Source organism: Streptococcus mitis, assembly GCF_000722755.1.
Classification (GTDB): Bacteria; Bacillota; Bacilli; order Lactobacillales; family Streptococcaceae; genus Streptococcus; species Streptococcus mitis_CM.
In genome coordinates this window covers 1-14,577 of the sequence record NZ_JPFY01000014.1, presented here as the reverse complement: position 1 = coordinate 14,577, position 14,577 = coordinate 1, and the positions used below count along the sequence as shown (strand labels likewise).

11 protein-coding genes are annotated in these 14,577 nt (G+C 43.0%); all 11 read left to right on the top strand.

The window, feature by feature from the left end; genetic code table 11:
- The first annotated feature begins 136 nt into the window (after positions 1-136).
- The 11 genes from metE (at position 137) to dtd (ending at position 14,573) form a co-directional block, all read left to right on the top strand.
- Positions 137-2,386: a 5-methyltetrahydropteroyltriglutamate--homocysteine S-methyltransferase gene (gene metE, locus SK578_RS08150; protein ID WP_042751587.1), complete on the top strand. Its 2,250-nt coding sequence runs from the start codon at positions 137-139 to the stop codon at positions 2,384-2,386.
- Positions 2,387-2,487: 101 nt separating this feature from the next.
- Entirely contained in the window at positions 2,488-3,354 is an 867-nt protein-coding gene (gene metF, locus SK578_RS08145) for a methylenetetrahydrofolate reductase [NAD(P)H] (RefSeq protein ID WP_042751645.1), read from the top strand.
- Between the two features lie 722 nt (positions 3,355-4,076).
- A complete protein-coding gene (gene pnp / locus SK578_RS08140; RefSeq protein WP_042751586.1) occupies positions 4,077-6,290 on the top strand; it encodes a polyribonucleotide nucleotidyltransferase in 2,214 nt (737 codons plus the stop codon).
- Between the two features lie 15 nt (positions 6,291-6,305).
- Positions 6,306-6,923 carry a serine O-acetyltransferase gene (gene cysE / locus SK578_RS08135; protein WP_042751585.1) on the top strand — a complete coding sequence of 206 codons (618 nt, stop codon included), beginning with the start codon at positions 6,306-6,308 and terminating at the stop codon, positions 6,921-6,923.
- An 11-nt stretch (positions 6,924-6,934) separates the two neighbouring features.
- Entirely contained in the window at positions 6,935-7,819 is an 885-nt protein-coding gene (locus tag SK578_RS08130; RefSeq protein ID WP_042751584.1) for a GNAT family N-acetyltransferase, read from the top strand.
- Between the two features lie 81 nt (positions 7,820-7,900).
- Entirely contained in the window at positions 7,901-9,244 is a 1,344-nt protein-coding gene (gene cysS, locus SK578_RS08125) for a cysteine--tRNA ligase (RefSeq protein ID WP_042751583.1), read from the top strand.
- Positions 9,237-9,623, top strand: a complete 387-nt coding sequence (locus tag SK578_RS08120) for a Mini-ribonuclease 3 (protein ID WP_042751582.1) — start codon at positions 9,237-9,239, stop codon at positions 9,621-9,623. The genes cysS and SK578_RS08120 overlap by 8 nt, the downstream gene beginning before the upstream one ends.
- Positions 9,624-9,626: 3 nt before the next feature.
- Entirely contained in the window at positions 9,627-10,496 is an 870-nt protein-coding gene (locus SK578_RS08115; protein ID WP_042751581.1) for a helix-turn-helix domain-containing protein, read from the top strand.
- Between the two features lie 112 nt (positions 10,497-10,608).
- Positions 10,609-11,739, top strand: coding sequence for an ABC transporter ATP-binding protein (locus SK578_RS08110; RefSeq protein ID WP_000229953.1), 1,131 nt, complete (start codon positions 10,609-10,611; stop codon positions 11,737-11,739).
- A gap of 138 nt (positions 11,740-11,877) precedes the next feature.
- Positions 11,878-14,100, top strand: a complete 2,223-nt coding sequence (locus tag SK578_RS08105; protein ID WP_042751580.1) for a RelA/SpoT family protein — start codon at positions 11,878-11,880, stop codon at positions 14,098-14,100.
- Positions 14,101-14,129: 29 nt separating this feature from the next.
- The gene (dtd, locus tag SK578_RS08100) at positions 14,130-14,573 is read left to right on the top strand and encodes a D-aminoacyl-tRNA deacylase (protein ID WP_042751579.1); all 444 of its coding nucleotides are present in this window, start codon (positions 14,130-14,132) and stop codon (positions 14,571-14,573) included.
- Positions 14,574-14,577 lie beyond the last annotated feature (4 nt).

Genomic DNA, 14,577 nt, shown 5'->3' with positions numbered 1-14,577 from the left:
TTTTTCTCAGGTCTTTTTCTTTTGTCTAAAACAGAGATATAGTTTCAAACTATATCAAAGCCTAATTTTTTACAATTATACAGACGCTTTCTTTTCTGTTAAGATAGTTTCAACAACAAATTTTGGAGGACACATCATGTCAACTACAATCATCGGTTTCCCTCGTTTGGGCGAATTCCGCGAATTAAAATTTACAACTGAAAAATACTTTAGAAAAGAAATCTCAGAAGAAGAACTCTTGGCAGCCGCAAAAGACTTGCGTGCTAAACACTGGAACATTGTCAAAGAAAAAGGCATCACTGAAATTCCATCAAATGACTTTTCTCACTATGACAACTTCCTAGATGCAGCATTCCTTTTCAACGTGGTACCTGCTTCAGTTCAAAACTTGGAGTTGTCTGACCTTGAGCGCTACTTCGCTTTGGGTCGTGGTTACCAAGGAGAAAAAGGAGACGTTCGCGCCCTTCCAATGAAGAAATGGTTCAACACCAACTACCACTACATCGTTCCTAAATTTGAAAAAGACACTCAAGTCAAACTTGCAGGTCACAAGATCTTCGATGAGTTCCAAGAAGCTAAAGAACTTGGATTGAACACTCGTCCTGTTCTTGTAGGTCCATTCACTTTCCTTCAATTGTCAGATTTTGAAGAAGGCGTGAAAGCAGAAGACTTCGTAGACAGCTTTGTAGCTGCTTACCAAGAAGTTTTTGCAAAATTGGCTGAACTTGGTGCAACTCGCATCCAATTGGATGAAGCTGCTCTTGTAAAAGATTTGACAGCCGAAGAAAAAGATCTCTTCTTGAACCTCTACAACAAACTCTTGGCTGACAAAAAAGGTCTTGAAGTCTTGCTTCAAACTTACTTCGGAGACGTCCGCGACGTTTATGCTGACCTTGTAAACTTGCCAGTAGACGCTATCGGTCTTGATTTCGTTGAAGGTAAGAAAACTCTTGAATTGGTTAAAGGTGGCTTCCCAGCTGACAAGACTCTTTATGCAGGTATTGTCAATGGTAAAAACATCTGGCGTAACAACTACGAAAAGAGCTTGGCTGTTCTTGAACAAATTCCAGCTGAAAACATCGTATTGACAAGCTCATGCTCACTTCTTCATGTGCCATTTACAACTGCCAATGAAGAATTTGAACCAGCAATCTTGAACCACTTTGCCTTTGCAGTTGAAAAATTGGATGAGATTCGTGATTTGGATGCCATCCGCAATGGTCAAGGTGAAGAAGCACTTGCAGCTAACAAAGAACTCTTTGCGACTGAGCGTGTGGGTGAAAATGCGGAACTTCGTGCGCGTATCGCTGACTTGACAGACGCAGACTACACTCGTTTGCCAGTCTTTGCAGAACGTGAAGCTATTCAAGAAGAAGCTTTCAAACTTCCAGCTCTTCCAACAACAACTATCGGTTCATTCCCTCAAACTAAAGAAGTTCGTGCTAAACGTTTGGCTTACCGTAAAGGTGAATTGTCTCAAGAAGAGTACGATGCTTTCCTTGCTGAAACGATCGATGAATGGATCAAATGGCAAGAAGATATCGACTTTGATGTCCTTGTTCACGGTGAATTTGAGCGTAACGACATGGTTGAGTACTTCGGTCAAAACTTGTCAGGTTACCTCTTCTCTAAAAATGGTTGGGTACAGTCATACGGTATGCGTGGGGTTAAACCACCAATCATCTGGGGTGATGTAACTCGTCTTAACCCTATCACTGTTAAATGGTCTAGCTATGCACAAAGCCGTACAAACAAACCTGTTAAAGGTATGTTGACTGGACCTGTTACCATCCTCAACTGGTCATTCCCACGTGAAGACATCTCTATCAAGGATTCTACTCTTCAAATCGCTCTTGCTATCAAGGATGAAGTTCTTGACCTTGAAGCTGCTGGCGTGAAGATCATCCAAATCGACGAGGCTGCTCTTCGTGAGAAATTGCCACTCCGTCGTAGCGATTGGTACGAAGACTACCTTGACTGGGCTATTCCTGCCTTCCGCTTGGTACACTCAACAGTAGCGCCAGACACACAAATCCACACTCACATGTGTTACTCAGAATTTACAGATATCATCCCAGCTATCGACAACATGGATGCGGACGTTATCTCATTTGAGGCTAGCCGTTCAAACCTTGAAATCTTGGACGAACTCAAAGCGAAAAACTTCCAAACAGAAGTAGGACCTGGGGTTTACGATATCCACTCACCTCGTGTGCCGAACGAAGGCGAAATCGACCATACAATCGAAGCCATCCTTGCTAAAGTGCCAAGCAAGAAAGTTTGGATTAACCCTGACTGTGGTTTGAAAACACGTGGTATTCCAGAAACAAAAGAAAGCTTGATCCGCCTTGTTGAAGCAGCTAAAGCTGCGCGTGAGAAATTGTAAGACAAGATTTCTCTAGAAGCACTGTTTGGTCAATCTGCTTGTTTCACTTGGATTCTAGGAATCCAGCTAACGAAAAAATCAACTAGAAAAGGATAATGACTATGTCACGCCAAACACCGTCACTCTCATTTGAAGTGTTCCCTCCCAACCCAGCCGTGGGTAATGATAACATTATTTCTGCTCTTCAAGATATGCAGGAGTTGGCTCCCCACTTTATCAGTGTGACTGCCAGCAATAATAAATTTAATATCAAGGAAACGACGGTTCGTTTGGCTGACTTTATCCAAAATGATTTGGCGATTCCGACTATTGCACACTTGCCAGCCATCTATTTGTCTAAGGATAAGGTTGCTGAAACGATTGCAGACTTGGACAAGGTTGGGGTGCAGAAAATCTTGGCTCTTCGTGGGGATATTATTCCTGATGTGGAACCACAAAAGGATTTCCGCTACGCAACTGACTTGATTGAGTTCATCAAGGAGCAAGCTCCCCACTTTGATATTGTTGGTGCTTGTTATCCAGAAGGTCATCCAGATTCACCAAATCAGATTTCAGATATTCAAAATCTTAAGAAGAAAGTGGATGCAGGTTGTTCGAGCCTTGTAACTCAGCTTTTCTTTGACAATGAGCGCTTCTATGATTTCCAAGACAAGTGCATCTTGGCTGGGATTGATGTTCCTATTCATGCAGGGATTATGCCAATTCTGAATCGAAATCAGGCTCTCCGCCTCTTGAAGACTTGTGAGAATATCCATCTTCCACGCAAATTTAAAGCCATTTTAGACAAGTATGAGCATGACCCTGAGTCGCTCAGAGCAGCAGGACTTGCCTATGCAGTGGACCAAATCGTGGACTTGGTCACTCAGGATGTGGCCGGAGTGCATCTCTACACTATGAACAATGCTGAAACAGCAAAATACATCCACCAAGCAACACATGCCTTGTTTAATCATCAGTCTCTAGGATAATAAAAAGCAAACCATTCTTCTCAGCTGAGGGGAATGGTTCCTTTTTAATGGTAAAGACCGCACTTTTTAAGAAAAATATGATAAAATAGACTCTGTACGTACTTGATACAAAGATGAGGGTATTTAGGTTGTAGAAGTTTGTTTAAAGTTGATTATTTTAAACAAAATTTGATAATGTGTGTCTCAAAAATACGAACGAAGTGAGTATTTAAAAGATATTTCACGCTATCGTGGTATCCTAGATGATAACAATATTATTATCTAAGACGGGATTTTTGAGAGTAAAATAGTTCGGGGAACTATTTTAGCCTGAGCATAGAAATGAAAAGGCGAAGTAATTAAAAATTACCATTGAGATTCCATTGGATTTCTAAAATCATCCACTGGATAATTTTACCTCCCGTTCGCACTATTTCAGGGAAATATCAAAAAGATACTTAATTGAATTTTGGCCTCATTTCTTAGGAAAAAAGATAAGCTTCCTAGCACTCATCGAGTGCGGCGTCACCTTCCTATTTTTCTACAGAAATGTTCGGCAAACCGAACCGTCCAAAATATCTTGAGCAATTGAACCTGTCCGAAAAGCTGTGTAAAAAAGATAAACTGTCTTGTCTTCATCGAAGACTTCGTCAGTTTCCTATTTTTACTTTGCTTTTGACGTCCTTAGTATCTTGATCTTTGTAGGCAAGGCGTATAATTTCATCAATCCAAAGGGGATTAAAATGACAAAACAAGTGTTTCAAACGACTTTTGCGGGTCGTGAGTTAATTGTAGAGACTGGTCAGGTTGCTAAGCAAGCAAATGGCTCTGTTGTCGTGCGTTACGGTGAGTCAACTGTCTTGACTGCGGCCGTTATGTCTAAGAAAATGGCAACTGGGGATTTCTTCCCACTTCAAGTCAACTACGAAGAAAAAATGTATGCAGCTGGGAAATTTCCTGGTGGCTTTATGAAACGTGAAGGACGTCCTTCAACGGATGCGACTTTGACAGCGCGTTTGATTGACCGTCCAATCCGTCCTATGTTTGCAGAAGGTTTCCGTAACGAAGTCCAAGTCATCAACACAGTACTTTCTTATGATGAAAATGCTTCTGCACCTATGGCAGCTATGTTTGGTTCATCCTTGGCGCTTTCTATTTCAGATATTCCGTTTGACGGACCAATCGCTGGGGTACAAGTGGGCTATGTAGATGGCCAAATCATCATCAATCCAAGTCAAGAACAAGCAGAGCGTTCTCTTCTTGAATTAACAGTAGCTGGTACCAAACACGCTATCAACATGGTTGAGTCTGGTGCCAAAGAATTGTCAGAAGAAATCATGTTGGAAGCCCTTCTTAAAGGACATGAAGCAGTCAAAGAATTGATTGCCTTCCAAGAAGAAATCGTTGCAGCTGTTGGTAAAGAAAAAGCAGAAGTGGAATTGCTTCATGTGGATGCTGAATTGCAGGCTGAAATTATCGCAGCCTACAACAGTGACCTCCAAAAGGCAGTCCAAGTAGAAGAAAAATTGGCCCGTGAAGCTGCAACTCAAGCAGTTAAGGACCAAGTTACTGCTGTTTACGAAGAAAAATATGCGGACCACGAAGAATTTGACCGTATCATGCGTGATGTGGCTGAAATCTTGGAACAAATGGAACACGCTGAAGTGCGCCGTTTGATTACAGAAGACAAGGTGCGTCCTGATGGTCGTAAAGTCGATGAAATCCGTCCTTTGGATGCGGTTGTGGACTTCCTTCCTCGTGTGCATGGTTCAGGTCTCTTCACTCGTGGGCAAACTCAGGCTCTTTCAGTCTTGACCTTGGCTCCGATGGGAGAAACTCAAATCATTGATGGTTTGGATCCAGAGTACAAGAAACGCTTTATGCACCACTATAACTTCCCACAATACTCTGTTGGGGAAACTGGTCGTTACGGTGCGCCAGGTCGTCGTGAAATCGGTCACGGTGCTCTTGGTGAGCGTGCACTTGCTCAAGTCTTGCCAAGTTTGGAAGAATTCCCATATGCTATCCGCTTGGTAGCTGAGGTCTTGGAATCAAACGGTTCTTCATCTCAGGCTTCTATCTGTGCTGGAACTCTTGCCCTTATGGCTGGTGGTGTGCCAATCAAGGCGCCAGTAGCAGGGATTGCCATGGGTCTCATTTCAGATGGAAACAACTATACAGTCTTGACAGATATCCAAGGTTTGGAAGACCACTTTGGAGATATGGACTTTAAGGTTGCAGGTACTCGTGACGGGATTACAGCCCTTCAAATGGATATCAAGATTCAAGGGATTACTGCAGAAATCTTGACTGAGGCTCTTGCCCAAGCTAAGAAAGCGCGTTTTGAAATCCTTGATGTGATTGAAGCAACCATTCCAGAAGTTCGTCCAGAATTGGCTCCAACTGCTCCGAAAATTGATACCATCAAGATTGATGTGGACAAGATCAAGATTGTCATCGGTAAGGGTGGAGAAACCATCGACAAGATTATCGCTGAAACAGGCGTTAAGATTGATATCGACGAAGAAGGAAATGTATCTATCTACTCTAGCGACCAAGATGCTATTAACCGTGCTAAAGAAATTATTGCTGGTTTGGTCCGTGAAGCCAAAGTGGATGAAGTTTACCGTGCTAAAGTCGTTCGTATCGAGAAATTTGGTGCCTTTGTTAACCTCTTTGATAAGACAGATGCCCTTGTTCATATCTCGGAGATGGCTTGGACGCGTACCAATAATGTCGAAGACTTGGTAGCAATCGGGGATGAAGTTGATGTTAAGGTTATCAAGATTGATGAAAAAGGACGTGTGGATGCTTCTATGAAAGCCCTTCTTCCTCGTCCACCAAAACCTGAACGTGATGAAAAAGGCGAAAAGTCTGAGCGACCTCACCGCCCACGTCATCACAAGGATCACAAACCTAAGAAAGAATTTACAGAAACACCAAAAGATTCAGAATAAGAAAAGGAGAAATGTATGGGATGGTGGCGCGAAACCATTGATATCGTAAAAGAAAATGATCCAGCGGCCCGCACCACTTTGGAGGTTTTGCTGACTTATCCAGGTGTCAAGGCCTTGGCGGCCCACCGTCTCTCGCATTTTCTCTGGAAGCATGGCTTCAAACTCCTGGCTCGTATGCACAGTCAGTTTTGGCGCTTCTGGACTCAGATTGAGATTCATCCAGGTGCCCAGATTGATTCAGGTGTCTTTATCGACCATGGTTCTGGCTTGGTGATTGGAGAGACAGCTATCGTTGAGACGGGAGTTCTCCTCTATCATGGGGTGACTCTTGGGGGAACAGGGAAAGACTGTGGAAAACGCCATCCTACCGTTCGCAAAGGAGCGCTTATATCTGCTCATGCCCAAGTCATTGGACCCGTTGAAATCGGTGAAAATGCCAAAGTCGGTGCAGCAGCAGTAGTTGTTGCAGATGTTCCAAGTGATGTGACAGTGGTCGGAATTCCTGCTAAGATCGTCCGAGTTCATGGACAGAAGGATGAACCGACGATCCACGAAGTCGAAGAAAAACGAGAGTACTACGTCAATAAACTCGAGCAGGCTAAAGAAGCCAGTCACAGATCGTCTGGGTTGTAGAGGATACCTATATGATTCAAACAAGAAACAAGTTAAGCCAAGAGGAGCTATCTGAGGCGAAAAAACTAATTAACTGTTGCCAAAACTATGACGGTACCTATCGTGATCCCTATCTCTCTAACATGCTTAATTTTGTCCCAAACATGCCCGCCTTTTTCCTTTATTATGAAAAAGGCGAACTTGTTGGTTTATTAACTGTCTATGCAGATGACCAAGATGTGGAAGTGACGATACTGGTTCATCCAGATCATCGCCGTCAGGGAATTGCGCGGGCTTTGTATAGAAGTTTTGAGAAAGAAACGGCATCTTATCCAATTGAGTCTGTGACTTTTCAGACAGAGCGTGTTTTTCTAGACCGCCATCCTGATTTTGTCAGCAACTGGGGATTGGTCGAGGATGAAGAGACAGAAACTTGGTTAGGTAAGGATAGAAAACCTTATCCGTTAGCAAATTTTTCCAATCTTGAAGTTTTGTTAGCAGATAGTTCGTATCAGGATCAAATTAGTCAGTTAAAATTTCAGGCATTCTCAGAGGAACATGAGTCTAGAGAGATTGTGGATAGATATATCGCTGAAGCTCTGAAGGATCCAGAAAGTCGCTTATATATTTTGTTAAAAGACGGTCAGGTTATTGGAACTTGCACGGTAGATTTATCGACTAATACGAATTACTTCTACGGTTTAGCAATATCTGAATCTGAACGTGGAAACGGCTATGGAAGCTACTTAGCAAAATCCCTAGTCAACCAACTGATTGAGCAAAATGATAAGGAATTTCAGATTGCCGTGGAAGATAGTAATGTAGGTGCCAAGCGCTTGTATGAAAAAATTGGCTTTGTCAAACAGACCCAGGTGGTTTATCTGAATAAGAAAGGAGTAAGGGATTCCGAAGTGTAGAGACATTCGGACTGAAATTTACTTGAGCTCTTAGTGATGAAATTAACAGTTCTTGGATTTTGAATTTCCTGACTATGATTTATGATTAAAATCTATGACACCATGTCTCGTGATTTGCGAGAATTTGTCCCAATTGAGGACGGCAAGGTCAAGATGTATGTTTGTGGGCCAACCGTGTATAACTATATCCACGTGGGGAATGCCCGCTCAACAGTGGCTTTTGACACGATTCGTCGTTATTTTGAGTACCGTGGGTATGAGGTTGCCTACATTTCCAATTTTACGGATGTAGATGATAAGATTATCAACCGTGCCAAGGAAGAAGGAATCACACCTCAGGAGGTTGCGGACAAGTACATCGCTGCCTTTCGTGAGGATGTGACGGCCTTGGGCGTCAAACCTGCGACCCGCCATCCTCGTGTGGTGGAGTTTATGGCTGACATTATCCGCTTTGTGGAAGATTTGATTGAAAAAGGCTTTGCTTATGAGAGCCAAGGAGATGTCTATTTCCGTGTGGAAAAATCTCATAACTATGCCAAGTTGGCCAATAAAACCTTGGAAGATTTGGAGCTAGGTGCTTCAGGTCGTACCGATGAAGAAACAGCTCGTAAGGAAAATCCTGTAGACTTTGCCCTCTGGAAATCTGCCAAATCAGGCGAGATTTCTTGGGACAGTCCTTGGGGACCTGGTCGTCCGGGCTGGCACATCGAGTGTTCAGTCATGTCGACAGAGATTTTGGGAGATACCATTGATATCCACGGTGGTGGAGCCGATCTGGAGTTTCCGCATCACACCAATGAAATTGCCCAGTCAGAAGCCAAAACAGGTAAGACTTTTGCCAACTACTGGATGCACAATGGCTTTGTCAATATTGACAATGTCAAGATGTCCAAGTCCTTGGGGAACTTTATCACTGTTCATGATGCTCTCAAAACGCTCGATGGCCAAGTACTCCGTTTCTTCTTTGCGACTCAACACTACCGCAAGCCAATCAACTTTACGGAAAAAGCGGTTCGCGATGCAGAGACTAATCTTAAGTATCTGAAGAATACTTACGAGCAACCATTTACAGGAAATGTGGACGCCCAAGAGTTACAATCCTTTAAAGATAAGTTTGTAGCGGCTATGGATGAGGATTTCAACTCTGCCAACGGTATTACAGTCGTCTTTGAAATGGCCAAGTGGATCAATTCTGGAAACTATGATGCAAGTGTTAAGGAAGCTCTTGCGGCTATGTTAGAAGTCTTTGGAATTGTCTTTGTTGAGGAAGTTTTGGATGCAGAGATTGAAGACTTGATTCAAAAACGCCAAGAAGCGCGTGCCAATCGTGATTTTGCGACAGCGGACCAGATCCGTGACCAATTGGCTGCTCAAGGGATTAAGCTCCTTGACACCAAAGATGGAGTGAGGTGGACACGTGGTTGATGTCAATCTCATTAACGGGATTGCGTTAGCTTTTGAGGGGGACGCGGTGTATTCTATGTATATACGTCGTCACCTCATTTTAAAAGGTATGACGAAACCCAATAAACTCCATCAAGAAGCGACCAAGTATGTTTCAGCCAAGGCTCAGGCTCGTTTGATTTCCCTCATGTTGGAGGAGCAGGTCCTGACGGAAAAAGAAGAAGAAATCTACAAACGTGGTCGCAATACCAATAGTCACACCAAGGCCAAAAATGCTGATGTGGTGACTTACCGTATGTCTACAGGTTTTGAAGCAGTCATGGGCTATCTCCATATGACTGAAAATCTGGAACGTCTTGAGAGCTTGATTTCGTGGTGCATCCAAAAAGTGGAGGGCTAGGACATGATGGCAAAAGAACTACAAGACTGGTTTCCTGAAGCTCAGATTTCAGACCAACCAGTAGAGAAAGAGGGCTATCTCACTTTCCCTTTAGCTTCTCAGCAGTGGATTTTGCTGGAGGAAGCTGGGCTCAGTGAGCGTGAAAAGCAGTTGATTTCCCTTTTGACTCAAGAGGAAGAAGCAACTTCATCCAATCCTTGGTGCGCTTATATAATTGAGGGGAAGGGTCAGGCACCGCAAGCTTTTAAAAAAATTCAGTTGGTTTATTGTCATCTTTCCTATTTTCAGCAGGAAAATCTAGCTTCTTGGCTAGATATGATGCGGACTCTTTTTCCCAACTGTCAGACGGTGATTCAGGTCGGAGCTCAGGATTATGTTTTCGTGCTTCAACAAGACAAATACACATCTGTACGAGCTATTTTAAGTGATACGATTGAAGCGGTTGAGTATGACTTTGGACTGCGTCTCTCTATCATGTTAGGTCAGGTTTGGTCTCAGACAGGACATCAAGCCCTATCAGACTTGATTAAAGCGGAGCGCGATTTGTTTAAGACTTGGTGGCGTCAAGGTCACCAAGGTGTTCATACTTTTTCTCAGCTCTATCTTTGGAGTATGGGAGAAAGACTCGTTGACCTGAGAGTCATTAAAGAATGTCTGCACCAGATGATTTTGGATCAAGATCAGATTCAGGAAATCATTCTCTCTCTTTGGGAAAATAGTGCTGTTCTAACAAAAACAGCCCAGCAACTCTATCTGCACCGTAATTCTCTTCAATACAAGATTGATAAATGGGAAGAATTGACAGGGCTTCAGTTGAAGGAATTGACCGACCTTACTCTGTGTTATCAATTGATTTTACCAGATATTCTCTAAAGTTTTGTGCAAGTTGCACAGAACTTTTTTATTTTTTTGGTCACCTTGCCATAGAAAAGTAAAGCGTTTTCATCTATAATAAAACTATCAAAAGACAAAAGGAGTTCACCTCATGGTAGAATTGAATCTTAAAAATATTTACAAAAAATATCCAAATAGCGAACACTATTCAGTTGAAGACTTCAACTTGGACATTAAAGACAAAGAATTTATCGTTTTCGTAGGTCCTTCAGGATGTGGTAAATCAACAACTCTTCGTATGATTGCTGGTCTTGAAGATATCACAGAAGGTACTGCATCTATCGATGGCGTGGTTGTCAACGACGTCGCTCCAAAAGACCGTGACATCGCCATGGTATTCCAAAACTACGCTCTTTACCCACACATGACTGTTTATGACAACATGGCTTTCGGTTTGAAATTGCGTAAATACAGCAAAGAAGACATCGACAAACGTGTGCAAGAAGCAGCTGAAATCCTTGGATTGAAAGAATTCTTGGAACGTAAACCTGCTGACCTTTCAGGTGGTCAACGTCAACGTGTTGCCATGGGTCGTGCAATCGTCCGTGATGCAAAAGTGTTCTTGATGGACGAACCTTTGTCAAACTTGGATGCCAAACTTCGTGTATCAATGCGTGCTGAAATTGCGAAAATCCACCGTCGTATCGGAGCTACAACTATCTACGTAACTCACGACCAAACAGAAGCGATGACACTGGCAGACCGTATCGTTATCATGTCAGCAACTAAAAACCCTGCTGGTACAGGTACTATCGGACGTGTAGAACAAATCGGTACTCCTCAAGAAGTTTACAAAAACCCAGTTAATAAATTCGTAGCAGGCTTCATCGGAAGTCCAGCTATGAACTTCATCAATGTGAAATTGGTTGGTAGCGAAATTGTTTCTGACGGTTTCCGTTTGAAAGTTCCAGAAGGCGCATTGAAAGTTCTTCGTGAAAAAGGCTACGAAGGTAAAGAATTGATCTTCGGTATCCGTCCAGAAGACGTGAATGCAGAACCTGCTTTCCTTGAAACATTCCCAGAATCAGTTGTCAAAGCTACTATCTCAGTATCAGAATTGCTTGGTTCAGAATCTCACCTTTACTGCCAAGTTGGTAAAGATGAATTTGTTGCCAAAGTTGATGCTCGTGACTACTTGCAAACAGGTGCAACAGTTGAACTTGGATTTGACTTGAACAAAGCACACTTCTTCGATGTAGAAACTGAAAGAACGGTTTACTAAGATAAAAGAAACTTAAAACACTGCTAGAGAAATCTGGCAGTGTTTTTTGAGATGTGGATTGATTGATTGAGAGGGAATTTTCTAGTTTTCATATTCTTAAAAAAGTGATAAAATGGTAGGAAGAATTGGAGAGTAGAGATGCCGAAAGAAGTGAATTTAACAGGCGAAGAAGTTGTCGCTTTAACCAAAGAATATTTAACGGAAGAGGATGTCCATTTTGTCCATAAGGCCTTGGTCTACGCGGTGGAATGCCATAGTGGTCAATATCGCAAATCAGGTGAGCCTTATATTATTCACCCTATCCAAGTGGCAGGTATTTTAGCCAAACTCAAGCTGGATGCTGTGACAGTAGCTTGTGGTTTCTTGCATGACGTGGTGGAAGATACAGATGCGACCTTGGATGATTTGGAAAGAGAGTTTGGTCCTGATGTGCGCGTGATTGTCGATGGAGTTACCAAGCTCGGTAAAGTTAAGTACAAGTCTCACGAGGAGCAGTTGGCTGAAAATCATCGCAAGATGCTCATGGCTATGTCTGAGGACATCCGTGTTATCTTGGTCAAACTGTCTGACCGCTTGCACAATATGCGGACGCTTAAACACCTCCGAAAAGACAAGCAGGAGCGCATTTCCAAAGAAACCATGGAAATTTATGCCCCACTTGCCCACCGTTTGGGGATTTCTAGCGTCAAATGGGAATTAGAAGACCTGTCTTTCCGTTATCTCAACCCAACGGAGTTTTACAAGATTACCCATATGATGAAGGAAAAACGCAGAGAGCGTGAAGCCTTAGTGGATGAGGTAGTTACAAAATTAGAGGAATATACGACGGATCGTCACTTGAAAGGGAAGATTTACGGTCGTCCTAAGCATATTTACTCGATTTTCCGCAAAATGCAGGATAAGAGAAAACGTTTTGAGGAAATCTATGACCTGATTGCCATTCGTTGTATTTTAGATACCCAAAGTGATGTTTATGCCATGCTTGGTTATGTGCATGAGCTTTGGAAACCTATGCCTGGTCGCTTTAAAGATTATATCGCTAACCGCAAGGCCAATGGTTATCAGTCTATCCATACGACTGTTTATGGACCAAAAGGGCCAATCGAATTCCAGATTCGGACCAAGGAAATGCACGAGGTGGCTGAGTACGGGGTTGCGGCTCACTGGGCTTATAAGAAGGGCATCAAGGGGCAGGTTAACAGCAAGGAATCGGCCATTGGTATGAACTGGATCAAGGAGATGATGGAGCTCCAAGACCAGGCTGATGATGCTAAGGAATTTGTAGATTCAGTTAAGGAAAACTATCTGGCAGAGGAGATTTATGTCTTTACCCCAGATGGAGCTGTTCGTTCCCTTCCAAAAGATTCAGGACCGATTGATTTTGCCTATGAAATCCATACCAAAGTCGGTGAAAAAGCAACTGGTGCCAAGGTCAATGGTCGCATGGTTCCACTGACAACCAAGCTCAAGACAGGGGATCAGGTTGAAATTGTCACCAACCCCAACTCCTTTGGGCCAAGCCGTGACTGGCTCAATATGGTCAAGACCAGCAAGGCGCGTAACAAGATTCGTCAGTTCTTTAAAAACCAAGACAAGGAATTATCTGTCAACAAGGGTCGTGAAATGTTGATGGCCCAGTTCCAAGAAAACGGCTATGTGGCCAATAAATTCATGGACAAGCGTCACATGGACCAAGTTTTGCAAAAGACTAGCTACAAGACAGAAGAATCCCTTTTTGCTGCTATTGGTTTTGGAGAAATCGGTGCTATTACCGTCTTTAACCGTCTGACTGAAAAGGAACGCCGTGAGGAAGAACGTGCCAAGGCCAAGGCGGAAGCAGAAGAGCTTGTCAAAGGTGGCGAGGTCAAGGTTGAGAACAAAGAAACCCTCAAGGTTAAGCATGAGGGTGGAGTGGTTATTGAAGGAGCTTCAGGTCTCCTAGTGCGGATTGCCAAGTGTTGTAATCCTGTTCCTGGTGACGATATTGTTGGCTATATCACTAAGGGGCGTGGTGTAGCTATTCACCGTGTGGACTGTATGAACCTGCGCGCCCAAGAAAACTACGAGCAACGTCTCCTTGATGTGGAGTGGGAAGACCAGTACTCTAGCTCAAATAAGGAGTATATGGCTCATATCGATATTTATGGCCTCAACCGTACAGGACTGTTGAACGATGTACTGCAAGTTCTTTCAAACACAACCAAGAATATCTCAACGGTCAATGCCCAACCAACCAAGGATATGAAGTTTGCTAATATCCATGTGTCCTTCGGTATTGCCAACCTCTCTACATTGACCACGGTCGTGGACAAGATTAAGAGTGTGCCAGAAGTTTATTCTGTCAAACGAACCAATGGCTAATTGTCCTAGCTCTTACTAGAAAGGCTATTATGAAAATCATTATCCAACGGGTTAAAAAAGCCCAAGTGACTATCGAAGGTCAGGTTCAGGGAAAAATCAATCAGGGACTCTTATTGCTGGTTGGTGTTGGACCAGAGGACCAAGAGGAAGATTTGGACTATGCCGTGAGAAAACTGGTCAACATGCGGATTTTTTCAGACGCAGAAGGCAAGATGAACCTGTCTGTCAAAGATATTGAAGGAGAAATTCTTTCTATTTCTCAGTTTACCCTCTTTGCGGATACTAAGAAAGGCAATCGTCCAGCCTTTACAGGCGCAGCCAAACCTGATATGGCATCGGATTTCTATGATGCTTTCAATCAAAAATTAGCGCAAGAAGTACCCGTTCAGACAGGTATCTTTGGAGCGGATATGCAGGTTGAGCTGGTCAATGACGGACCAGTTACCATTATCCTTGATACTAAAAATAGATAAGAAA